Genomic DNA, 23,727 nt, shown 5'->3' with positions numbered 1-23,727 from the left:
CTAAGGAACTTCCTCCCCGACCTAATAAAATTACTGTTCCGATGCATGCGGACGCGCTCGAAAACCGAACGCGAAGGTCTTGCATCACCAGTCTCCTCTAAACGCGGACGCGGGCGCGGCGTCCGACGTCGAACGTGCGATTTCGGCCGGCTCAGTTGTGGACGTACTTCACCTCGACGATGTTGGCCGCGTTCCGGAGCAGCGGAACGGCGGTCTCCTCGATCCAGGCGTCGTTGATCCGATTCTTCGGCCCGGAGATGGAGAGCGCGCCGATCACGTCGTCGTCGTCGGTCACGATGGGGACGCCGACCGAGCGGATGCCCGCACGGCGTTCCTCGTTTTCGATCGAGTACCCCCGTTCCCGGATCCGCTCGAGCTCCGACCGCAGCGTCTCGACGTCCGTGATCGTCCGATCGGTTTGCGCTTCGAGGCCGTACTCGTCGACGATCGCCTCGAGTTCCGACCGCGAGTGGCGCGAGAGCAGCGCCTTCCCCAGCGCGCTCCAGTGCATGTTCGTGTACTCGCCCGTCGGCGCGTTGTCGTAGATGGCGTTGTCGCCCTCGGACTTGTAGATGAGTACCCGCTGTCCGTCCTCTTCGATTCCGAGCGACGCGACCTCGTTCGTCTCCCTGGCTAGCCTGTCGACCTCCGGCCGCGCGACGTCGTAGACGTCGACCGACTGTCGAACTCGGCCGCCCTGCTGGAGAAACCGCAAGTTGAGCTCGTACTGGTCGCCGGCTCGCCTGACGTATCCCGTCTCCACCAGGGTCTGGAGGTAGGTGTGGGTCGTACTCACCGATAGACCGATCGCCGTCGAAACCTCCGTCAGCCGCGCGCCCTCGAGTTCGGCGAGCGTTTCGATGATCTCGAAGCCGCGCTCGAGTGACTTGATCGTCCGTCCGTCTCCCGTGTCGTCCGTTCTCATGGTCCACGATTGGACCGTACGTCGTATTAAACTCTTTGCAATTCTCGAAACTCGGTTCGGATATGTCGAAATAGGCACCGTCCGTCCGGTCGGCAAACTCGCGATACGGACCGCTTCGTCCACGATGCTCCCCGAGCATCCGAACGGCGTCAGCAGCCGATGCGAGTGCGTCGTACGAACGGGACCGCTTCGGAATGGGTCCGGTGGTAGACGGTACGGACGAGTCTCGTACGTCCCGTACCGGCCGCACCGCCCCTATCGTACGCCGCACAGCGAGAATGAAACGACATCGACGACCGTGTTTCGCAAATATCGAAGGTAACACTAGGAAATACTACTGCGTTATCTATTACACGCATACGGTTGTAATCAGACGGATCCTCTCTCGAGATGTCGTCGGGGAGGCGACTCTCCGTCGGTGCGCCGAACGGACTCTCGGCACCCGTCTGCCGCGCGATCGCTTCGTCAGCGGCGCCGATCGGTCGACGGTGATAGTTTCGATATATACGAAACCGGGTCCGGGAGGGGACGGATCTCCACGGGGCGCCCACTGTCAGAACTGCTAAGGTGATCGATCACGAGGACCAGTGCGTGACACGAAAACAGTCCGCGACACCGTATCGGGACGGATCGAAATCCGTGTCGACTCGCGTCGACGATCTCCTCGAGCGGATGACCCTCGAAGAAAAGGCTGCACAGCTCGGTTCGGTTAACGCCGATCGCCTGCTCGAAAACGACGAACTCGACGACGAAGCCGTCGAGGAGTGGCTCGAGCACGGGATCGGCCACTTCACCCGCCTCGGCGGGGAGGGCGGGCTCTCGCCGGCCGACGCAGCCCGGATCGCGAACGAACTACAGACGTACCTGCGCGAGGAGACGCGCCTCGGAATTCCCGCGATCCCCCACGAGGAGTGTCTCAGCGGCTACATGGGGCCGAATGCGACGACGTTCCCGCAGATGATCGGGATGGCGAGCAGCTGGAACCCCGACCTCCTCCGGACCGTTACCGAGACGATCCGCGGCGAACTCGAAGGAATCGGCACGACGCACGCGCTGTCCCCGGTTCTCGACGTGGCGCGGGACCTGCGCTGGGGTCGCGTCGAGGAAACCTTCGGCGAGGATCCGTACCTGGTCTCGGAGATGGCGGCCGCGTACGTGAACGGACTGCAGGGCGAGGGCCGCGCGGACGGTATCTCGGCGACGCTGAAGCACTTCGTCGGTCACGGCGCGACCGACGGCGGGAAGAACCGCTCGTCGCTCAACGTCGGCCCCCGGGAGCTCCGTGAGGTTCATCTGTTCCCTTACGAGGCCGTCATCAGCGAGGCGAACGCCGAATCGGTGATGAACGCCTACCACGACATCGACGGCGTCCCGTGTGCGAGCTCCGAGTGGCTCCTGACGGACGTGCTGCGCGGCGAGTTCGGCTTCGACGGGACCGTCGTCTCGGACTACTACAGCGTCCGGCACCTGGTGACCGAACACGGCACCGCGAACACGAAACGCGAGGCCGGCGTGCAGTCCCTCGAGGCCGGCATCGACGTCGAGTTGCCCTACACCGAGTACTACGGCGAGCACCTCGTCGAGGCCGTCGAAGAGGGCGAGCTCGCCGAGGAGACGCTCGACGAGTCGGTCCGTCGCGTCCTGCGCGAGAAGTTCCGCAAGGGCGTCTTCGACGATCCGATCGTCGACGAGGACGCCGCGACGGACGCCTTCCACACCGAAGAGGCGCGAACCGTGACGAGGCGGGCGGCCCGCGAATCGATGACGCTCCTGAAGAACGAGGGCGACCTCCTGCCCCTCGACGTCGACTCCGTCGCGGTCGTCGGCCCGAAAGCCGACGACACGAAGGAACTGATGGGCGACTACGCCTACGCCGCTCACTACCCCGAAGAGGAGTACGAGGCCGACGCGATCACGCCGCTCGAGGCCCTCGGCGCCCGCGAGGATCTCGAGGTTCTCCACGAGCCGGGGTGTACGATCTCCGGCCCCTCCACGGACGGGTTCGACGCGGCGGCGTCGGCCGCCGAAGACGCGGACGTGACGCTCGCGTTCGTCGGCGCCCGCTCGGCGGTCGACTTCTCGGATGTCGACGAAGAGCAGCGAAAGAAACCGAGCGTCCCCACCAGCGGCGAGGGCTGTGACGTCACCGACCTCGGTCTGCCGGGCGTCCAGGAGGAACTCGTTTCCCGCCTCCTCGAGACGGAGACGCCGGTCGTGGTCGTCCTCGTCAGCGGGAAACCGCACGCGATCGAGTGGATGGCCGAGGACGTGCCCGCGATCCTCTACGCGTGGCTTCCGGGCGACGAGGGCGGCCCCGCCATCGCGGACGTCCTCTTCGGCGAGTACGCCCCCGGCGGGAAGCTCCCCGTCTCGCTGCCGAAGTCCGTCGGGCAGCTGCCGGTGTACTACAACCGCAAGGCGAACACCGCGAACAAGGACTACGTCTACACCGACGGCGAGCCGGTGTATCCGTTCGGATACGGGCTGAGCTACACCGAGTTCGAGTACGACGCCGTCTCGCTCTCCGCGAACGCCGTCGCGCCGCTCGAGACGATCACGGCGAGCATCACCGTCACGAACGTCGGCGATCGCGCCGGCGACGAGGTCGTCCAACTGTACACCCGCGCGGCGAACCCGAGTCAGGCCCGTCCCATCCAGGAACTCCAGGGCTTCGAGCGCGTCCCGCTCGAGTCGGGCGAATCGAAGCGCGTTACCTTCGAACTCTCCGCGACTCAGCTCGCCTACCACGACCTCGACATGAACCTCGCCGTCGAGGAAGGCCCTTACGAGGTCCGGATCGGCCGCTCGGCCGCCGACATCGTCGCGAGCGAGGAACTCGAGGTGACGGCGACGAAGACGGTTCCGAAGACCGGCCGGGCGTACTTCACGGAAACGACCGTCGAAGACATCGAATAGCGCTACCCCACCGGCATTCGGCTTCTCTCCGATCGGATCGGTCGTCGTGAGCGGCCGCCGCCGCTATCGCGTTCGGATCGGCTCAGAACCCGTACAGCTCGTTCGGCCGCTCGTAGGCGAGCCGTTCGACGAGTTCCCGCGCCACGTCCATCGGTACCTGTCCGCGCTCGACCTGCTTGCCGACGACGTTCGCGAGCGATCGGCGGAACATCTCGAAGCGCGAGCCGTAGGAGAGCAGCTTCCGCGAGTCGCTGACCATCCCGGCGTGTTGGGAGAGTAGGTCCACCGTGCCGACGTACTCGAGTTGCTGTTCCATGCCGAACGGGCTGTCGTTGAACCACCAGGCTGGGCCGACGGTGACGTGTGGGAAGACGCGGGCCATCGTCGCGATCGTCGGGTAATGGGTGGGATCGATCGTGTAGAGCACGATCTCGGTCTCGCCGTCGAACTCGTTGACGAAGTGCTCGAGCGCGTCGGCGAACTCGACGTCCTGCGTGGAGATGTCGCCGCCGGCGGCGGGCCCCAGTCGCTCGAACAGCTCGTCGCGGTAGTTGCGAACGGAGCCGAGGTGGAGCTGAGTGACCCAGCCGTTCTCGGCGTTCAACTCGCCGACGAACTCGAGGAGGAACGCCTGGAAATCCCCGACCTCGCGCTCGGAAAGCGAGCTGCCGACGACCCGCCGTCGGAACACCTTCCGCGCGCGTCGCTCGCCGACGGGTCGGGAGACGGGCTGTTCGATGCCCAGGTCGCTGGCCCGGCAGCCGCGCTCGTCGAAGTAGTCGTGGGTCGCCGCGAGCGCCTCGAGAAAGCCGTCGAACTCGTCGGTCTCGATTCCGGTCGCGGCCTCGAGGTCGTCGACGAAGGCGGTCCACTCGGGCCGGTCGATCTTCACGGCTCGGTCCGCGCGCCACGTCGGAACGACGTCGACGCCGGACACCTCGTCGACGGCGCGTTCGTGGTACTCGAGGTCGTCCGTCGGGTCGTCGGTGCTGCCGACGACCTCGACGTTCATCGCCTCGAGGAGCTGCTGGGGTTGCATGGCGTCGTTGGCGAGCTGGGCCTCCGTCTTCGCCCAGATCTCGTCCGCCGTCTCCGCCGAGATCCGTTTTTCGATGCCGAACCGACGTCGCAGATCGAGGTGGATCCACTCGTAGGTCGGGTTGCCGGCGAACTGCGGGAAAACCGACGCGAGCGCGTTCCACTTCTCGCGGTTTGACGCGTCGCCGGTGATCAGCTCTTCGTCGACCCCGCAGTCGCGCATCAGGGCCCAGACGTAGTGGTCCGTCGCGGCCTCGACCTCCCAGATGTCGTCCCAGCCGTCGTTCTCGACGATCTCGGCGACGTTGGCGTGGGTATGGGGATCGACGATCGGCAACTCCGCGATCGCGTCGTACAGCTCTCGTGCGGCGTCCGTCTCGAGCAGGTAGCCCTTTCCGAGGAAGCTCATGGACGTACCGTTTCCAGCGAACCGGATTAAAGCTACGGGTACGGGTCCGAGACTCGGGCAACGTCGCGCCGCCCGAGACGACCGGCGGAACGGTACTCGAGCCGGCGTGGCGAAAACGCCCACCTATTTACTGCAGTCCTCCCAAGGGTACGTCGATGAGTAGATCCGATTCGAGCGGCCTCACCTTCGGGTGTCAGGTCGTCGCGTACGGCGACGTCCTCGGAACGATCGAACAGGCAAAGCGCGTCGAAGAGGCGGGATTCGACCTCATTACGCTCCCCGACCACCTTTTCCACCCGACCGGTTCCGAGAAGTTCCTCGCCGAACCGCCGTGGGAGGCCTTTACCGTCCTCGGTGCGATCGCACAGCACACCGAGCGAGCGACCCTGATGCCAGGAGTCACCGACTCGGTGCGCCGCCATCCGACCGAACTCGCACACGCCGTCGCGACGCTCGATCGGATGACCGACGGACGCGCGGGGCTGGGGATTGGCGCCGGCGAGGCGTTCAACTTCGTGCCGATCGAGGACATCGACTGGGACGACCCGTTCACGCGGTTCGTCGAGGCGGTGAAGATCGTCGACGGGCTCTGGAAATCCACGCCCGACGAGCTCTTCTCGTTCGACGGCGACCTCTTCCGACTCGAGGATGCCCACATGGGCCTGAAGCCGGTCCAGCAGCCGCGGCCGCCGCTGTGGGTTGGCGGCTACGGACGGAGCATGCGCGGATTCGCCGGCGCGGTCGCCGACGGCTGGTTCCCCTGGATCCACTCGCCCGACCAGTACGCCGCGGATCTCGAGCGCGTGCTCTCGGTCGCCGAGGACAGGGGTCGCGATCCCGACGCGATCGACCGCGCCGTGATGGTCCCCACGACGGTCACCGAGGACGCGGACGAGGCTCGAGCGATCGGGATCCAGCGCAACCGAACGAGCCTGGCGCTCCGACCGCCGCTGCTGGCCGACATGGGGTACGAGGAGATCGCCGAAGACACGCCGATCATGTGGGAGATGACCTTCGACGAGGAACAGGAGCGGCAGTTGCTGGCGGCCGCAGAACGAATTCCGGACGAGGCCGTCGACGAGGTGGCAATCTCTGGCGATCCTGAGCGGGCGATCGAGCGCATCGAGGCGTTCATCGACGCCGGCGTCGACAACCTGGTGCTCATTCCGGTCGGCGACTTCGGGGAGACGATGCGCCACTACGAGGAGACGATCATCCCGTACTTCCGGGAGTAGGTGCGCCGGTTTTCGCGGCTCGATTCACTCGCCGCGCGTCTCGCTGTCGCGACCGCGAAGCATGCCGCGGAGGTAGCCGACGGTGAACGCGCGTCCGCGGTGGTCCCAGTCGGTGTCGTCCTCGAGGTGGGGCGTGTGGTCGGGGATCATGATCCCGTCGAAGCCGACCTGGTCGAGCAGTGCGAGCAGCCTGTACTCGTCGTAGTTGCCGCAGTCAACGAACGTCTCGTTGAACTTCGGCACGATCCCCTCGACGTCGCGGAAGTGGACGTAGGAGATCTCGTCCCGTTCGCCGAAGTAGCGGATCACCTCCTCGAGGTCCTCGCCCATCTGCGACCAACAGCCGAGACAGAGATCGAGCCCGTGATTGTCGCTGGGGACGAGCTCCATCGCGCGCTTGAAGTTCTCGAAGTTCCGGAACAGCTGCGGAACGCCGCCGAGGCGCTCCATCGGCGGGTCGTTGGGGTGGAGACAGAGCTCGATTCCGGCCTCCTCGGCGACCGGGATGACCTCTTCGAGGAAGTACTCGTAGTTCTCCCAGAGCTCCGCCTCGGTGTACTCCCGGTCGTGGGTGTACTCGTCGTCGAGTTCGGCGGCGTCGAACGCGGAGACCGTAGCGCCGCCCCGAACCGTCTCAGAGCCAGTCCGCCAGACGCCGGCGGGCGCCCAGTGATACCCGAAGATCGGAATGCCCGCCTCGCCCATGTTCCTGATCGTTCGCTTGAGCTTCTCGAGTTGCTCGTCGCGATTCGGGCCGTTCAGCATGACGTCCTCGTAGAACGAGATGGGGACGTTCTCGATGGCGTTGAGGCGAATCCCCGCGGCTTCGATGCGTTCGCGGAGCGCGATCAGGTTCTCGACCGACCACTCGCCGTCGCCCTCGAGGGGCATCCGCTCGTTATCGGGCATGTGTTCGTAGTTGGGATCGTACTGGTACATGTTCAGGAGTACGTCGTCGACTCCGAGTTGCTTGATGTAGCGGAGTCGCTTCTCGCTCGGGTCCATGAACTGCCCGAGGCCGACCCGCATGGGAAGATCGTCGACCTCGTCCGATAGAGCGTCACTGCTAGTCTCGAGAGACATTACGCGCATACATACACCCGCCCGAGTTAAATGTTGTTCGAAGCGGCCGATCGCGCGACTGCGGTCCGACGGATCGCCGACCGAGCGCGTCGCTCACGCCGTAACGCTGCCCGAATCCTTGTGCCGCCCGCCCCGGCGCTGTCGGCGTGGACCGAGTCGACTGCCGCAACCCCACGCTTTATGCGCACTGCCGACGCCGTTCGACCAATGTCAACCGAGCAAGGCCAGCCGGCGCTTCGAGACGTCGCCGACGAGCGCGAGTTCACCATCGGGGCCGCGGTCGATCCCGATTCGCTCCGGCGCGATCCGAGCTACTGGAAGACGGCCTCGAGCGAATTCAACGCCGTCACGCCCGAGAACGCCCTGAAGATGGGACCGCTGCGACCGTCGCGCCACACCTACGACTTCCGAGACGCCGACGCGATCGTCGACTTCGGGCGCGAGAACGACATGTACGTCCGCGGGCACACCCTCGTCTGGCACAACCAGAAACCCGATTGGTTCCAGGCGTGGGACTACACCGACGAGCAACTGCGGCGGTTCCTCCGCGATCACATTCACACCGTCGCCGGCCGCTACCGGGCGACGATCGACGCCTGGGACGTCGTCAACGAGGCCGTCGCCGACGACGGCTCGATGCGCCGGACGGTCTGGTCCGACGCGCTGGGCGAGGAGTACCTCGACGAGGCCTTCCGATGGGCGCGCGAGGTCACCGACGCCGACCTCTACTACAACGACTACGGCGCCGACGAGGTAAACGAGAAGTCCGACGCTATCTACGACCTCCTCGAGCGCCTGCTCGAGCGCGACGTGCCGATCGACGGCGTCGGGCTCCAGCTCCACGCCCTGGGCGACCGCCCGGATCCCGAGTCGATCGCCGAAAACGTCGAGCGCTTCCGGGAACTCGGCCTCGACGTGCAGATCACGGAGATGGACGTCGCATTTCCCGCCGACAACGTGCCGGCGGCCGCCCTGGAGCGCCAGGCCGACTACTACCGCGCGGTCGTCGAGGCCTGCCTCGAGGCGGGCTGTGAGACGATCGTCACGTGGGGGATCCACGACGGGAGCACGTGGCTGCGAAGCTTCAAGGACTTCGGCGAGCGATACACCGGCGACCCGCTGCTGTTCGACGATCGGTACGAGCGCAAGCCGGCGTATCGCGCGGTCCGGGACGCGATCGAGACGCACCGAGAGCGCTGACAGACGCCGTCGCTCCGCGTCCGCTCGATCGTCTCCCTCGGTGTCCCGTTCGTCGCCTCGCAAGAGTGCGTAGCCCGCGAGCCCCGATAGTCCGGCGACAGCAGAGGCGCATCTACCGCGGTGAGGCGCACGCGTTGCTGGCGTCGGTCACGCGCTGCGTCTCTGGATTCTCGATACGTAGATCGAGTGCGGCGACGATCCCGTTCGGGCTACGCCCGAGTGTGCAGGAACAGTCCGAGAGCGGGGTCACCTTCCGGCGAGAGAAACATCGGCTGCGAAATAAAACCGAAAGCGGGACGCAACCAGCCGATCAGATCGACTCGAAGGTCCAGAGTTGATTGTCGCCGCCGTGCCAGTCGTACTGGTGGACGTTGGCTCCGTCGTCGGTCGACGAGTCCTCGACGTCGAGGGCCTTCTCGCTGTGGACCGGCTGGACGTGGTACTGGCCGCCGCCCTGGTCGTGCAGGTAGAAGCGCTGGTTGTCGTTACCGCCGTCCGAGTACTGCTGGACGTTGGCGCCGTCCTCGGTGGACTGATTAGCGACGTCGAGGACTTTACCGCTGTTGACGTTCTCGATGCGGTAGTCGTTGCCGGTGTCCTCGACGTTCCACTGCTGGTTCGAGCCGCCGCCGTAGGAGTACTGCTGGACGTTGGCGCCGTCGTCGGTGGACTGGTTGGCAACGTCCAGCGCGTTACCGCTGTTGACGTTCTGGATGCTGTAGGTGCCGTTCGAGACGGAGCCACCGCCACCGCCGCTGTCGGAGCTACCGACCGTGATGTTGGAGCTTCCGCTGCTCTCGTAGCCCTCGGTGGCCATGATCTGGTAGTCGTGGTTACCCATATCCATGCCGTTGCTTTCCCACGCATCGAAGTGGTTGCCGGTGGTGATGGTGCCGCCCGTCCTCGTCGACTGCCGGACGCTCCAGTACTGCGGGAAGGTCTCGGTGCCGATGATGGATGGGGCGTCTTCCCGCAGCGACTCGTAGATGTCGTAGGTACCGCCATCGCTCGTGACGGTGCCCTTGTAGTCGTGCTCGGGCCGGTAGGTGCCGTGGTCCTCGATGATGTAGTACTCGACCAGCGGATCCGTCGTCCACCCGTAGAGGCACAGGTAGCCGTTTCCGGACGGATTGAACGAGCCCGAGTAGTCCACGCTCCTGCGTCCGCCGGTTTCCCAGCCCTTGCCGCAGACGAAGTTCCCCGTGTCGTTCCAGTCGACGCTGTAGTTGCCGCCGGGCCCCAGCTCCATGGAGACCGTCCCCTCGGCGTCGGTCCAGAACGAGTAGAAGTACCCGCCGTCGTTGCCGGTCTGGTTCTCAGTAATGGCGGCGGCGGCCGGGGTTGCCGCGGCTCCGGCGCCGAGGCCAGCCACCGCGGCGGTGGCCGCCGCTTTCATGTAGCCGCGGCGATCGATCCCGTTCGGTCCATCGTCGGCGTCCGCCGCGTTCTCGGTTGCTTCGGTATCGTACAGTTCGTCCGTCGGTGCTCCCGTATCGCGTGTTTCGTCGTTCATTATTCTCTTGTGGTTGATTGGTTCGTAGTCGCGTCGCTATCCGAGCCGATCCTCGCCGATTTCCAGCGGGCTGGCATTGTCCAGCGTGCGCACGTAGTCTCGGCAGGTCGGCATCCTGCTCATCCGTGGGCGTTTCATCAGCATTCGATCTGCCGATTTCGTTACTCGCGGTGATTCGCGACCGCGTTCGTTATCACAATGACTCTATTAATAAAACTTTATGAGAGTATAATTATAGTAAACATAACGTTCGGGTAATCTACAAGTAGCTACCGGCAGTGTAACGACTGACATCGTTCGATTCCGTCCGATTAGGAGACCGTAACGGCGACCTCGACGGTTGTGCCATCGCCTTCGTTGTCCGTGATGGCGTGAGCACGTGACCTTCGGCGCGACTCGTAGGTCCGAGTGCGCGGCGAGACGGGCTCTCGGATCGGACGATCGTCACGGTGGAACGAATCGCCGAAACGGCGCATCACGCGTCCCGTTCCCGACACCGCCGGCGACGTCGACCGTGGGACACGGGACTCGAGGGCCGCCGCCGAACGAGCCGTCGAGTCGGGTACCAGAAGTTCGATGATCACGTTCGTCCCAGTACTACTCCTCTCATCCGCGAAAGCGGTGATTCGTCTCCGTTGGCGCGCGTCGGGATCTCACTCGAGGTCCGACCGCCGAATCCGCCACTGCCGAAGGACCTCCGTGCTGTACGCCAGGGAGTAGATGCCGACGTACCCGATCACGCAGATGATGAGCGCGACCATCGCGTACAGCGCCAGGAATCCCGCCACGGTGTGGGTTCCGGCGATCTCAGCGACTGCCGATATCGCGAGCAGGAGTCCGGCGATCGGAACGAGCGAGAGCAGGTACGGGTGTTCGAACCGCTCGGTGTATGCTTCGACCATGAGACGAAGTGACGGTGGCACGGATTATCAATCATGCGGTCTCTCATCGGTTCCGGACGCTCCGCTTCGGCCGAGGTCGGTGGAACCATTCCGCACGTTTATCTACGCCGATCCGGTACCCTCTCACGATGACAACTCGTCCGCCGGCTCGATCGTCCAGTTTCAGTAACCAACTCTGGATCTGGTTGCTCGCGCTGTCGACCGCGATGTTGCTGTTGCTCGGCTGGTCGTTTCTGTACCTCGAGCCGGAAACGGCCTCGTACGTGATCGGGCAGGTCAGCGCGATCGTGCTGGTCGTCACGATACTCGGCACGCTCGTGGCGCTGCGCTCGGACTGGGAACCGTTCTGAATCGAATCGCGGAAAATCGAGTCTCGGATCGAACCGATCAGGAAGAGGCTTCGTCGGCCGCGGAGGCGTCGTCGACCGTCGACGCCTCCTTCACGGGCTCGTCGTCGGTGATCTCTTCGCTCTCCCAGTACTCGTGGTCGTCGACCTCGCGGAAGCACTTCGTCCGGTGGGGCTCGTCGCCGCCGCTCTCGTAGAGGTCCGGCGACTGCTGGCGGCAGGCCTCTCGGGCCTCCGGACAGCGGGTGTGGAACCGACAGCCCGCCGGCGGGTTGGTCGCGTCGGGAATGTCGATCTTCCTGACCGGCGGCGACTCGCGCATCGCCTGCTCGGCCTGCTCGGGGTCGAGTTTCGGCGTCGCCCACTGGAGCACCTTGGTGTAGGGGTGTTGCGGGTTGTTGATGATCTCGTCGGCCGTGCCGATCTCGACGATCTCGCCGAGGTACATCACCGCGATCTTGCCGCCGGACTTCCCGGCCAGGTAGCGGGCGTTCGCGAGGTCGTGGCTGATGAAGACGAACGAGGTGTCGAAGATCTCCTGCATCTCGAGGAAGAGATCCATCACGCCGATCCGCAGGGAGACGTCGAGTGCGCTGACCGCCTCGTCGGCGAGGATGACCTCGGGCTCGACGAGCAGCGCGCGGATGAGTGCAACGCGCTGCTGTTCGCCGCCCGAGAGCTGGTGGACGTAGCGCTCCGCGTAGTCCTCCGGCGGGCTGATCCCCGTCCGCTTCAGCATCGTGAGGATGCGCCCGCGCCGCTCGGCGTAGTTGAGGTGGGGGTGCCACCGTTTGAGCGGCACCTCGAGGTTCTCGAGGACGGATCGGTACGGGTTGAGCGCGGAGCCGGGGTCCTGGTGGATGATCTGGAGCGAGCGGCGGATCTCCTCGAAGGTGATGCCGTCGTCGTCGCCGTCGCGGACCTCCCAGATATCGTGGCCGCGGTACTTCACCGAGCCGCCGGTTGGCCGGGTGAGCCCGACCATCGTCTTTCCGAGCGTCGTCTTGCCGCAGCCGGACTCGCCGACGAGCGCGAGCACGTCGTTCTCGCCGAGGTCCAGATCGATGTTGTCGACGGCCCGAACGGTCGGGTCCTCTTCCAGCCCGATTCTGTCACGGAGCCACGACGGCGCGACCGAGTGCATCAGCGACGAGTCCTCGAAGTGCACCTCGAGATCGCGGATCGAAACCACCGGCTGCTCGTCGCGGCTCATTCGTCCTCACCTCCGAACGCGAGCGGAACGGCCTCATCCGCGTCCTCCCAGTAGTGACAGCGGACCTTGTGGTCGTCCGAGACGGGTCTAAACGCCGGATCGTCGGTCGTGCACTTCTGGTCGCCGAGCGGACATCGGGGGTGGTACGAACAGCCCGCGGGATGGTTGACCGGATCCGGACTCTCGCCTTCGATCGGCCGCATCTCGTCGAGCGAGATGTCGAGGTTCGGCGTGGATTTGAGCAGCGCCCGCGTGTACGGGTGGGCGGCGTTCCCGAGAATCTCGGTCGCCTCGCCGACCTCGACGAACTCGAAGGCGTAGAGGACGGCCAGCCGGTCGGCGAAGCCGGAGACGATCGGGAGGTCGTGGCTGATGAACACGAGCGTGAGGTCGTACTTGTCCTTGATGTCGTACAGCAGGTTGAGGATCGACCGCTGCATCAGCAGGTCGAGCGCGGCCGTCGGCTCGTCCATGACGAGCACCTCCGGCTCCAGGATCAGGCTCAGCGCGATCAGCGCCCGCTGCTTCTGCCCGCCGGAGAGTTCGTGCGGGAACGAGGAAAGCATCCGATCCGGATCGAGGTGCAGGTCGGCGAACAGCTGTCGGGCGCGCTCGAGCCCCTCGTCTTCGTCCCAGCCGTGGGCCTCGAGGGTCTCCTCGAAGTGCTCGCCGATGCTCATCGTCGGGTTGAACGCGCTCATCGCGCCCTGGAACACCATCGAAATGTCCTCCCAGCGCACCTCGCGAAGCTCCCAGGGCTGAAGATCCAGAATGTCGATCGGGTCCCCGTCCTCCGGATAGTACGTGATCTCCCCGGTCAGGATGCCGGGCTCGACGACGGCGTCGAGCAGCGCGTCGGCGAACATCGACTTGCCGCTGCCGCTCTCGCCGACGACGCCGAGCGTTTCGCCTCGATAGATGTCCATGGTAACGTCGTTGAGCACCGTCGACGTTCCCTTGTCCATGTCGAACCGGACGCTCGCGTTTCGAACCGTGATGATCGGATCGTCCGAGGCTCGGCGATTCGTCCCTGCCGAATTCACTGCGTTACTTGACATCTGTAGTTACCCCCCGTGCGGTCCGTTCGCTCGATCGCGACACCTAACAGTGAGACTCCGTGAACTGAACGCACGCGGCATTGAGTCACACGTTCGGGCTTGTGTTATAAATAACATTCCATCAGGTAAACGTCCGAACGCCTCGTTTCGCCCCGCCGGCTCGACGACGGTCGCATTCGCCGCTAGACTACTACAGCACGCGAGCGCGGACTTGCGTTCGATCGGGTACCGGACATCGGCCGTGTAACCGTCGTAATTATAGTCCCGGATTCAGAATCCGATCGCATGGACTCCGAGGACTTCAGCGAGTATCTCGAATCGTTCACGCACCGGGAGTGGCAGGAATCGTCGGCGGACGACGGTCCGGTCCGGTTCGCCCTGATCGGCCTCGGCTGGTGGACGTCCGACAAAGCGATGCCCGCGATCGAGGCGTCGACGTTCTGCGAGACGACCGTCGTCGTCAGCCGCTCGAAGGAGAAGGCCGAACGGGTCGCGGCCGACCACGAGCCGATCGAGGTCGGCCTCTCGGCCGAGGAGTTCCACGACGGGGCCGCGACCGACGCTTACGACGCGGTCTACGTCTGTACGCCCAACGCTCGCCACCTCGAGTTCGTCGAGAGCGCGGCGGCCCACGGCAAGGCGATCCTGTGTGAGAAGCCGATGGAGGCGACCCTCGAACGGGCGCGGCGCCTCGCCGGCGCCTGCGAGTCCGCCGACGTGACGGCGATGATCGCCTACCGGATGCACACGGAGCCGGCGGTCAGGCGCGCGCGAGAACTCGTCCGGACCGGGGCGATCGGGGAACCGCGCTTCGTCCACGGTTCGATGTCCCAGTCAATCATCGGCTGGGGACGCGATCAGTGGCGACTGGACGGCGACCTCGTCGGCTACGGCGCGAGCGTCTCCGACCTCGGCATCTACCCGATCAACACGACGCGCTTCGTCCTCGATCGCGATCCGGTCGCCGTCCAGTCGATGATGAACTCGAGTCACGACTACTTCGACGACGTGCCGGACGAGGTCGCCGCCTTCACCGTCGAATTCGAGGGCGGCGTGTACGCGAGCTGTACGGCGAGCCAGCGTTCGAAACTGGACAGCTTTCTCGAGATCGTCGGCAGCGAGGGCACCGTCGCGATCGAGCCGGCGTTCCACATGGAAAGCGGTCTCAGCGCGTCGATCGGGGAGACGACCATCGATGTGGAGACGCCCCAGGTCGATCAGATGGAAGCGGAGTTCGACTACTTCGCGGACTGCCTCCTCGCCGGACGAGCGCCGACGGCCACGCCCGACCACGGTCTCGTCGACATGCGAACGCTCGAGGCGATCTACGACGCGGCCGACCGAGACGAGACGGTTTCGGTCTGAGCCGATCTGCCGACGCCGCTCGAACTCGAGACGAGCCGCGAGGTATCGATCGTCCGATCGCACACGGAGTGTGGGATGGTATGCCGAAATACTTATCATGTATAATAATACATATTATGTCGATGCCAGCGAAGAAACATCGCCAGGAGTATCTGTCACGCCGACAGATTCTGGCTACGACCGGTGTAACGGGTGCCACAGCGCTCGCGGGCTGTTTCGGTGGGGACGACGACCCGTCGGACCTGCTGGGCGGGGATTTCGACGAGGTCGACATCGACCACCCGGAAAACTACGAAGAAGAGATGAACGAGGCCGTCCCGTCCGGTGCCGTCAATCCGTACAACGGCGAGTACATCTTCAATCCCTACCACCACGCCTGGAACCCGGGTGACGCACAGGAGACGATGTACGAGTACCTCGCTATCTACCACACGGGCGACGGCGAGTTCATTCCGCGCATCGCGGAGGACTGGGAGATCGACGAAGAGACTCGTCTCACGACGATCACAATCAGCGACGAGTACGGCTGGTCCGACGGAACCCCCGTCACCGCCGGCGACTTCGTAACCAAGCTCAAGTTAGAGGGGTACATGCAGATGGGGATCAACGAGTACGTCGATCCCGGGGAGGGCATTCGAGTCGTCGACGACCACACGTTCGAGATCGAACCCCGAGAGGAGTACGTCGGCCTCGAAGAGGATCTCTGGCTGAACCAGTGGATCGAGGTGCTCCTCGACGTCTCAGAAGAGCAGTTCGGTCCCGTCGTCGAGAAGTTCGAGAACGCGAGCTCCGACGACGAGATCGAGGAGGTCCAGCGGAACCTCGTCTCGCTCAAACCCCACTGGAATCAGATCCTCGCGTCGGGCCCGTTCATGTTCGTCGAAGCCAACGAAGAGTTCGCCGACCAAGTGCCGAATCAACATCACCCGATCGCCAAGGATTTCGATTTCTACCTCCGACACGGGGAGTACGAGGGCGAACAGGGGCTGCAGGCGGGAGAAGTCGACTGGGAGCACAACAATCCGACCCTTGAGGATCTGCCCGACAAGTACGGCGAGCCGCCGGTGTCGTTCTCCGGACAGACGTTCGCGATCATCTTCGGCCGGGACGACGAGTACATCCGTGACTATCCGGAGGTTCGCAAGGCGATCGCGTACGCCGTCGACATGGAACACCTTGTCGACGTCGTCACACCGGAGACGCCCGTCGACGAGTACTCCGCCGGGATCGACGTCGGATACATCGAGCACTTCGTCGAGGAAGACGTCCTGAACGCGATGCCGAACTACGCGCCCGAGGACCTCGATACCGCGCGGGACCTGCTCGAGGGCGTCGGCTTCAGTTACGAGAACGGCGAGTGGTACACGCCCGACGGCGACCGGTGGACGCTACACTTCCCGGTAGGCGACTGGTTCAGAACGGCCTCGGAGATAATCTCCAACAACCTCGCCGAGTTCGGAATCAAGATGGACTACTACGTCAGCGAGATGCAGACGTGGCAGTCGGAGCACCAAGCTGACCTCAAATACGACCTGACCGTTCACCTGAACTACGGAATGGCCCGTCAGTACCACGCCCACTCCGACCTGTACGAGGAAATGAACAACCCTGACAGAGGGATCCTTACCGAGCGGAACCTCTTCGGCGAGGAGGTCGAGGTGCCGGAGGTCGGCAATCCGGACGGTGACGCGGTGACGATCAACATCCCCGATGCACTCAACGGGCTCGCGACCGCGGGGAGCCAGGACGAAGCGATGAAGCACGCGACGGACCTCGCGTGGATGCATAACCAGCTCCTCCCCGCGGCGATGGTCCACCCGTGGAGCGAACACTACTGGGTGAACGCCGGGGAGTGGGACTTTGACCTCGAGTCGAACGCCTGGCTCACCTCGAACCGGATCACGCACTACCTGCTCGAGCACGGTCTGTCGCCGCAGTAGTCGTCCGTCCGCACAGTCGTCGCCCGCCCGCCTCGAGTCGATCGAACAGATTCATTTTTCCTCGATCGAGACGCGATACGGACCCGTAGCGGTGCTTCGATACGGAGTGATCGGCGATCGCTCCCCTCGTGGCACCGGCGTCAGTCGGGCGCTACTCGACGTTCGTTTCCGCTCGCCAAGACCGCGACGGATCGACCGCCGCAATCTACGGCCCGAGAATCGAGAGCTCGAGTCGCCAGTTCAGACCTCGACGACCGTGTTCGAGAGCGTCCCGATCTCCTCGAGGCCGATTTCGATCTCGTCGCCCTCGTGGAGCGTAAACCCCTCCTCGGGGACGAGGGAGGTCCCGGTCAGGAGGACCGAGACATCTGGAACGGCGTTGTGCGTGACATAACAGTCGACCAGTTCCTCGACGGACCGGACCATCTTGCTCGTACTCGTCGTCCCGTCGTACAGCACGTCCTCGTCGCGGCTGATCGTCATCCACATCTCGAGGTCGTGCGGGTCGTCGATCGAGTCGGCCGAACGGACGCAGGGACCGATCGAACAGCAGCGGTCGTACACCTTCGCCTGCGGGAGGTACAGCGGATTCTGCCCCTCGATCGATCGGCTGCTCATGTCGTTGCCGATCGTGTAGCCGACGATCTCGCCCCCGAAGAGGACGACGCCGAGCTCCGGCTCGGGCACGTCCCACTCGGAGTCGGCGCGGATGCCGACGCCCTCGTTCGGGCCGACAGTCCGATCCGGCGTCGCCTTGAAGAACACCTCCGGTCGATCGTTCTCGTAGACGTCGAGGTACATGTCCGGCATGGAGCTCTCGGCCTTGCGCGCTTCCTCGCTGATGCGGTACGTGACCCCCGCTGCCCACACCTCTCCGGCCGAGACGGGCGCTTTCGGCGGATTGTCGTCGAACGTGCGCTTCGAGAGCTCGGTCGCGTCCTCGAGCAAGCGATCCGCGATGGCGTCGACCGCCTGGTTCGTGATCGCGGACGTTCGGAGGAGGTCTTCGAACGTCTGCAGTTGCGACGTTGCCGCGGTGAGATCGTACAGGGATCCCGCCGTTTCCACTGCGAGACGGGGAGTGCTCCCCTCGCAGAGCTGGTAGTAACGCATGTGAGTACCGTCTTCTTTCTTCCCAACCATAGTCGCTCTGGCGCCGGCAACGCTCCCCGATACACCGCACGAATCCGCGCCGATCGTGCTGACGGGCAACAGAGCGCGTACCCGCCGTCGAAGCGGAGATTTCCGTGTGGATCATAAGTATTCTATACTCGGTTCGCGATGTCTCTCCTGTGACCGCACGCTACCGGAACTACGTGAGCGGAGAGTGGATCGACTCCGAAACCGACGAGACGTTCGAGACGACCGACCCGGCCGCGCCCGCGGAGGTCGTCGCGGAGTATCCCGACTCGAGCGTCGAGGACGCGAACGACGCCGTCGAGGCCGCGGCGGCCGCCCAGGCCGACTGGGCCGACACGCCCGCGCCCGAACGCGGCGCGATCCTTCGCGAGGCGGCGTCGATCCTCGCCGATCGAACGGACGAACTCACCGAACTGCTGACCCGCGAGGAGGGCAAGACCCACGCCGAAGCCGGCGGCGAGGTCCAGCGCGCCATCGACATCTTCTACTACTACGCCGAGAAGACCCGCGACCTCGGCGGCGCCGTCAAATCCGCGAGCGGCCCGCGGACGACCCTCTACACCGTCGACGAGCCGGTCGGTGTCGTCTCGCTGATCACGCCGTGGAACTACCCGATCGCCATCCCCGCCTGGAAGCTCGCGCCCGCGCTCGCGGCCGGTAATACGGTCGCGATGAAGCCCGCGAAGGTCGCCCCCGGCGTCGCCGTCGAACTCTTCGAGGCGCTCGACGAGGCCGGACTCCCCGAGGGCGTCGCGAACGTCGTCGTCGGCTCCGGCAGCACCGTCGGCGACGCGCTCGTCACCCACGAGGACGCCGACGCTGTCTCTTTCACCGGCTCCGGAACGGTCGGCCACATGGTCTACGACAAGGCGACCGACGACGGCAAGCGCGTCCAGACCGAACTCGGCGGGAAGAACCCGACCGTCGTCTCCGACAGCGCCGACGTCGAGGAAGCCGCCGAAATCGTCGCGTCGGGCGCGTTCGGCGTCACTGGACAGGCCTGTACCGCCTGCTCCCGCGCGATCGTCCACACCGACGTCCACGACGAGTTCGTCGACGCGGTCGTCGCGCAAGCCGAGTCGATCGAGGTCGGCCCCGGTGACGAGTACGATATGGGCCCGCAGGTCACCGAGAGCGAACTCGAGGGCACCCTCGACTACATCGGGATCGCCGAGGAGGAGGGCGCGACCCTCGAAACCGGCGGCGGCCGACCCGAGGGCGAGCGCTTCGGCGACGGGTACTACGTCGAACCGACGGTGTTCACCGACGTCGAAAACGACTACCGACTCGCCCAGGAGGAGGTGTTCGGTCCCGTCCTCGCCGTGATCGAAGTCGAGGACTTCGAGGCGGGTCTCGAGACGGCCAACGACGTCAACTACGGCCTCGCGGCCAGCATCGTCACCGACGATCACACCGAGGCCGAGCGCTTCGTCCGCGAGGTCGAAGCCGGCCTCGCGAAGGTCAACGACAAGACGACCGGCCTCGAGTTGCACGTCCCCTTCGGCGGGTTCAAACGCTCCTCGAGCGAGACCTGGCGCGAGCAGGGCGACGCAGGCATCGACTTCTACACGATCGAGAAGACCGTCTACGACAGCTTCTGACGTACCCGCCGAGACTCGGCTCCTGCTTCGCGAGTCTCTCGCAGACGTTCACCCACGAGCGGCTTCGCTGTATCGATCTGTGACAGCAGTCGAGACACGCAGAACGGCATGTCTGCGTCAGTGACCGTCTCCGACACACCAAGATCCTCGTCGCGATCGCGAACTGCTGACCGTCCCGTAGCATATCAGCCGGTTTTCGGTCGGACGCACCAAACTGTGCATCCGTCGCCCCTCGATAAACGCGCTGGAGCCGACTGCTCGTCGCCACGGCAGACTCTCACGCCGTGTTCCGACTCGAGCGCCGCCGCTTTGCCGATTCGAACGCGAGTATCACGGATTCCCATTCTCGGCTACAGAATACTGTACTGTCCTACAGAACGAATCGGGTGCTACGCACGGTGTGCTACGTTACTACTCGTCACGGAGTCGGGCGATCGATATGCGTCACGAGAACGCGTGTGACGGACTTCTGAGCCGGTTTCACCGTGTTTTTCCGGTCGCAGGCGCGCCCGCCGACCGGCTCGTCGGCCGTCGAACGCGCGGAGAAGCCGCCGCGAACGCACGCGGCAATTCGAGCGATCGAGCGGAGGACATTTACGGGCGTACCCTTGTCATAGGTACGGCGGAAACTCCTCGATCGGCGCTCCGATCGGACGTCGGACGCCGATCTCGAGCGCTGACGGGGCCGGTTTTCGGCCCGGAGGACCGCTATAGCGTCTCATCGAACGGAGTTCTGTAGCACAGATCGACGTTCTGCTACCTGGTACGGTGTGAGATCGACGCCGAGGATCGGCTCGGATGTCGGAAGCACGGACGGTTTTATCCCTTCGGCCGAAACGGAGCGCACGGGACTATACCGTTCTCGGCGTCGCGTCGGACGTTTCGATCGCGGATCACCCGTCGGGTTCGTTCCAGGGAAGCGCGTACGTCGGATCGTTCACGAACCGATCGAGGGTCGCCGAGAGCGACACCCGGGTCCCGCTCGGAAGCGATACCCGGACCGCGTTCGACTCGGGTCGTGCGCGATCGTCGCCGTACTCGATCGACGCGAACTCGTGTTCGCCGTAGGCGCCGGCTTGCACGATCAGCTCTCGATCCGCCCCGCCGGCGTTGAGCAGCGTCAGGGCGACGCCCTCCCGGGTTACGTCGGTGACCAGCGCCGAGACGCCCGGCGGGAGGCCCGGTCGCTCGCGTTCGGCGTCGAAGTAGCGCACTTGCGTAAACACGAGGCCGCCGTAGTAGACCGGCTGCGGCCCTCCCATCGTGAGCTGGAGCAGCCCGCGGTGGAAGACCGGATTGCGGTGACGGAGGTAGTCTTCGTCGACGGCGTCGGGGACGCCGCCCTCCTCGCGCATGAGCGCGAGTCGATCCTGAACGCGAGCGAAGGTCGCGCTCATGATCCGCTCGGGGTAGTCGGGAAACTCCCCGTCGAGGTAGGCCAACCAGGCGTATTCGTGGCCGGCGCCGTGTTTGGTCGACGGGCGGTGATCGACCTGCTTCCACTCCCGCGTTCCCCAGTCGCGAAGCCGATCGACGCGCTCGCGATCGGCGTCGCTGAGCGACACGTACCAGAGGTGGAACGCGTACGGATCGTCCCGGTGCGGCCGGAACTCGTACCAGCCGTCGCGCCGCAGGACCTCGCCGTCGTCCTCGGTAAGCACGCCCGACGCGTCGTAGTGGTAGTCGCCGGGGTCGCCGTACTTGTGCGGGACGTACAGCGTCTCGTGGACGGGGTCCTCGTCGATCTCGATGCCGTTTTCGATCAACACGTCGAGCTGCGAGCGCGGAAAGTCGAGGTACTCCCGGTCCCCTTCGAGGAGAACGGCGTTCTCCGCGGCGACCGTCGGTCCGATCCCGACGTAGTGCCACCCGCCCCACGACCAGCCGTAGTAGCCGCCGTACCACGCGCCGTCGGTGTACTCGCCGATCTCGCCCGATCGGCCGACGTTGTCGGGGACGATGCCGCCGTTTTCGGCCGTTCGCTCGCGCCAGGCGTCGAGGTACTCGGCGACCCACTCCCGGTACCGATCGTCCCCGGTGTGGAGGTACGCGTTGGTCATCAGGCTCGTCACGTTGAGGTTGAGCGGGATGTCGCCCTTCGCGCAGCGCTCGTCGAGGACCTCGAACAGGCGCTCCTCGTTCTCGGGATCGAGCAGCGCCGCGGCTTCGTCGAACTCGAGATCGCGCCACGGGAGCCCGTGGCTCGCCCAGCGGTAGTCGGCCCCGTAAGGGTGGTGCTCGTACGCCGCGAAATCGCAGAACTCCGGCCCCATGCTCCCGTTCATCGGCCCTCTGACGAGCCGCTTTTCCGCGTCGTAGTTGTTCGCGTCCGCGTCGTCGAAGTACAGCTGCGCGAATCGCTCGGCTCGGTCGACGACGGCTTCGTCGTCCGGCGCCGCCAGGCCCATATTGTAGGTGAAGAGGTTCCCCTCGCCCATGTGGAACCAGTCCCGGCACTGCTCGAACTCGTCGACGACCATCGGATGGCCGAACGGCGTGTCGGTGGCGGCGCCTCGCCGAAGCGCGCCCTCGTACGCGTCGCGCGCGAGATCGAGGAACCGCTCGTCGCCGCCCATGGCGTACACCAGCGGCCAGTTGTAAAAACCCTCGATCAGATCGTCGAACCCGTCGACTCCGACGTGGTCGTCGGGGGGCCAGTACGGCTCGCCGTCCTCGTCGAGGTAGCCGTCGACGAACCGATCGACGGCGTCCGCCATCGTTTCGAACACTGTTCGCTGCAGCTGGGCCCACTCGGGCGGTCGGGTAAGCGGCTCACTCGCCACAACCGTGAACATAGACTATGCGGCGACGCTCAGACGGATCACTATTGTGGTGGCGGCAGAACCGATGATTCGTCCTCCGGCAGGACTCCGCCGCGATCGCGGTGGCCGCCGCGGCTACGACGATCCGGGTCTGCTCCCGGTGTGGGAGAACTTCGTGTTCAGTTCGATGACGTTCGCGGCTCGCTGGACGCCCTCGGCGACCTCCCCGTGAAGGTCGTCTTCCGCGATCCGACTGACCGGGCCGGTGATGCTGACGGCGCCGAGCACCGACTTCCCGTTCCTGACGGGGGCCGCGACGCAACGGAGTCCCTCGATGTTCTCCTCGTCGTCGATCGCGTATCCCCGTTCGGCGATCGTGGTAAGCTCCTCGTAGAAGCTGCCGGGGTCGGTGATGGTTTTCGGCGTTTTCGGCTCGAACGCCGCGGCGTCGACGATCGTCTCCTGTCGATCGGCCGGCAGAAACGCGGCGATCGCTTTCCCGAGGGAGGTCGAGTAGATCGGCTGTTTCCCGCCGGCGCGCGAGGCGGTTTCGACGGCCTGGTTCCCCATCGCCTTGTAGAGATACGACACCTTTCCGTGTTCCTCGAGACCGAACTGCGCGATTTCCCCCGTCTCGGTCGACAGCTTATCCACCTCGTCGACGATCACCTCGTAGTTGCCAATCTGGTTGCGGACGTCGTTCGCCATGTCCAGCACCTGGAGGCTCAGCCGGTAGCCATCCCCGTGGCGGACGATGATCTCCTGACTCTCGAGGGTCCGGAGGTGGCTGTGGATCGTGCTCTTCGAGTGTCCGAGTTCGTCGGCCAGTTCGGTTACGTTCCGCTGATCGTTCTTCCGAACGGCGTCGAGGATGCTGAACGCAATCTCCACTGATTGGATCCTGCGTCCCGGCCGTTTGTCGGGGGTGTGTGCCATAAATACGTATAGGAAGTTTCACCCACATAAGTTTGTTCCCCAGAAGGGAACTACCAGCAAAGAAATCTGCTACTTGCGGCGCACCTCGTCCGGACTCGCGTTGACGGCCGATCAGTATCGTCCCGGTCCGGTGTGCGATCATCT

17 protein-coding genes are annotated in these 23,727 nt (G+C 64.8%); 7 read left to right on the top strand and 10 right to left on the bottom strand.

The window, feature by feature from the left end:
• Positions 1-151: 151 nt before the first annotated feature.
• A complete protein-coding gene (locus MUH00_RS21245) occupies positions 152-925 on the bottom strand; it encodes an IclR family transcriptional regulator (RefSeq protein WP_247004274.1) in 774 nt (257 codons plus the stop codon).
• Positions 926-1,597: 672 nt separating this feature from the next.
• Between MUH00_RS21245 and MUH00_RS21240 the strand changes: the two genes are divergently transcribed.
• Positions 1,598-3,841: a glycoside hydrolase family 3 N-terminal domain-containing protein gene (locus tag MUH00_RS21240; protein WP_247004736.1), complete on the top strand. Its 2,244-nt coding sequence runs from the start codon at positions 1,598-1,600 to the stop codon at positions 3,839-3,841.
• A gap of 82 nt (positions 3,842-3,923) precedes the next feature.
• Here MUH00_RS21240 and uxaC read toward each other — a convergent pair whose 3' ends face one another.
• Entirely contained in the window at positions 3,924-5,288 is a 1,365-nt protein-coding gene (gene uxaC, locus MUH00_RS21235) for a glucuronate isomerase (RefSeq protein WP_247004273.1), read from the bottom strand.
• Positions 5,289-5,443: 155 nt separating this feature from the next.
• Here uxaC and MUH00_RS21230 point away from each other — a divergent pair, with 155 nt between their 5' ends.
• Positions 5,444-6,523, top strand: a complete 1,080-nt coding sequence (locus MUH00_RS21230; RefSeq protein WP_247004272.1) for an LLM class flavin-dependent oxidoreductase — start codon at positions 5,444-5,446, stop codon at positions 6,521-6,523.
• A gap of 24 nt (positions 6,524-6,547) precedes the next feature.
• Here the strand turns inward: MUH00_RS21230 and MUH00_RS21225 are convergent, their stop codons facing one another.
• Positions 6,548-7,606, bottom strand: a complete 1,059-nt coding sequence (locus MUH00_RS21225; protein ID WP_247004271.1) for a mannonate dehydratase — start codon at positions 7,604-7,606, stop codon at positions 6,548-6,550.
• 207 nt (positions 7,607-7,813) lie between these two features.
• On the opposite strand from MUH00_RS21225, the gene MUH00_RS21220 reads away from it, so the two are divergent.
• Entirely contained in the window at positions 7,814-8,806 is a 993-nt protein-coding gene (locus MUH00_RS21220; protein ID WP_247004270.1) for an endo-1,4-beta-xylanase, read from the top strand.
• Positions 8,807-9,116: 310 nt separating this feature from the next.
• On the opposite strand, the gene MUH00_RS21215 is transcribed toward MUH00_RS21220, so the two are convergent.
• Together MUH00_RS21215 and MUH00_RS21210 are read right to left on the bottom strand one after the other, a co-directional pair.
• Positions 9,117-10,319, bottom strand: a complete 1,203-nt coding sequence (locus tag MUH00_RS21215) for a glycoside hydrolase family 11 protein (RefSeq protein ID WP_425603067.1) — start codon at positions 10,317-10,319, stop codon at positions 9,117-9,119.
• A 653-nt stretch (positions 10,320-10,972) separates the two neighbouring features.
• A complete protein-coding gene (locus MUH00_RS21210; RefSeq protein ID WP_247004269.1) occupies positions 10,973-11,221 on the bottom strand; it encodes a hypothetical protein in 249 nt (82 codons plus the stop codon).
• Positions 11,222-11,349: 128 nt separating this feature from the next.
• Here MUH00_RS21210 and MUH00_RS21205 point away from each other — a divergent pair, with 128 nt between their 5' ends.
• Positions 11,350-11,571 carry a hypothetical protein gene (locus MUH00_RS21205; protein WP_247004268.1) on the top strand — a complete coding sequence of 74 codons (222 nt, stop codon included), beginning with the start codon at positions 11,350-11,352 and terminating at the stop codon, positions 11,569-11,571.
• Between the two features lie 37 nt (positions 11,572-11,608).
• Here the strand turns inward: MUH00_RS21205 and MUH00_RS23045 are convergent, their stop codons facing one another.
• Both MUH00_RS23045 and MUH00_RS23040 read right to left on the bottom strand, forming a co-directional pair.
• Positions 11,609-12,781 carry an ABC transporter ATP-binding protein gene (locus tag MUH00_RS23045; protein ID WP_321576102.1) on the bottom strand — a complete coding sequence of 391 codons (1,173 nt, stop codon included), beginning with the start codon at positions 12,779-12,781 and terminating at the stop codon, positions 11,609-11,611.
• On the bottom strand, positions 12,778-13,839 hold the full coding sequence (locus tag MUH00_RS23040; RefSeq protein WP_321576101.1) for an ABC transporter ATP-binding protein: 1,062 nt from the start codon (positions 13,837-13,839) through the stop codon (positions 12,778-12,780). The genes MUH00_RS23045 and MUH00_RS23040 overlap by 4 nt, the downstream gene beginning before the upstream one ends.
• 285 nt (positions 13,840-14,124) lie before the next feature.
• On the opposite strand from MUH00_RS23040, the gene gfo6 reads away from it, so the two are divergent.
• Complete coding sequence (gene gfo6 / locus MUH00_RS21195; protein WP_247004267.1) at positions 14,125-15,204, top strand: D-xylose 1-dehydrogenase Gfo6; 1,080 nt, start codon at positions 14,125-14,127, stop codon at positions 15,202-15,204.
• Between the two features lie 122 nt (positions 15,205-15,326).
• Positions 15,327-17,144 carry an ABC transporter substrate-binding protein gene (locus tag MUH00_RS21190; RefSeq protein ID WP_247004266.1) on the top strand — a complete coding sequence of 606 codons (1,818 nt, stop codon included), beginning with the start codon at positions 15,327-15,329 and terminating at the stop codon, positions 17,142-17,144.
• A gap of 240 nt (positions 17,145-17,384) precedes the next feature.
• Here MUH00_RS21190 and MUH00_RS21185 read toward each other — a convergent pair whose 3' ends face one another.
• The gene (locus tag MUH00_RS21185; protein WP_247004265.1) at positions 17,385-18,257 is read right to left on the bottom strand and encodes a fumarylacetoacetate hydrolase family protein; all 873 of its coding nucleotides are present in this window, start codon (positions 18,255-18,257) and stop codon (positions 17,385-17,387) included.
• Between the two features lie 179 nt (positions 18,258-18,436).
• On the opposite strand from MUH00_RS21185, the gene xacF reads away from it, so the two are divergent.
• Positions 18,437-19,885 carry a 2,5-dioxovalerate dehydrogenase gene (gene xacF / locus MUH00_RS21180; RefSeq protein WP_247004264.1) on the top strand — a complete coding sequence of 483 codons (1,449 nt, stop codon included), beginning with the start codon at positions 18,437-18,439 and terminating at the stop codon, positions 19,883-19,885.
• Between the two features lie 893 nt (positions 19,886-20,778).
• On the opposite strand, the gene MUH00_RS21175 is transcribed toward xacF, so the two are convergent.
• Entirely contained in the window at positions 20,779-22,680 is a 1,902-nt protein-coding gene (locus MUH00_RS21175) for a DUF8034 domain-containing protein (protein WP_247004263.1), read from the bottom strand.
• 102 nt (positions 22,681-22,782) lie between these two features.
• A complete protein-coding gene (locus MUH00_RS21170; protein WP_247004262.1) occupies positions 22,783-23,583 on the bottom strand; it encodes an IclR family transcriptional regulator in 801 nt (266 codons plus the stop codon).
• Between the last annotated feature and the right edge of the window lie 144 nt (positions 23,584-23,727).

It is taken from the genome of Halosolutus gelatinilyticus (assembly GCF_023028105.1).
Classification (GTDB): Archaea; Halobacteriota; Halobacteria; order Halobacteriales; family Natrialbaceae; genus Halosolutus; species Halosolutus gelatinilyticus.
This window is presented reverse-complemented; position numbering and strand designations above follow the sequence as displayed.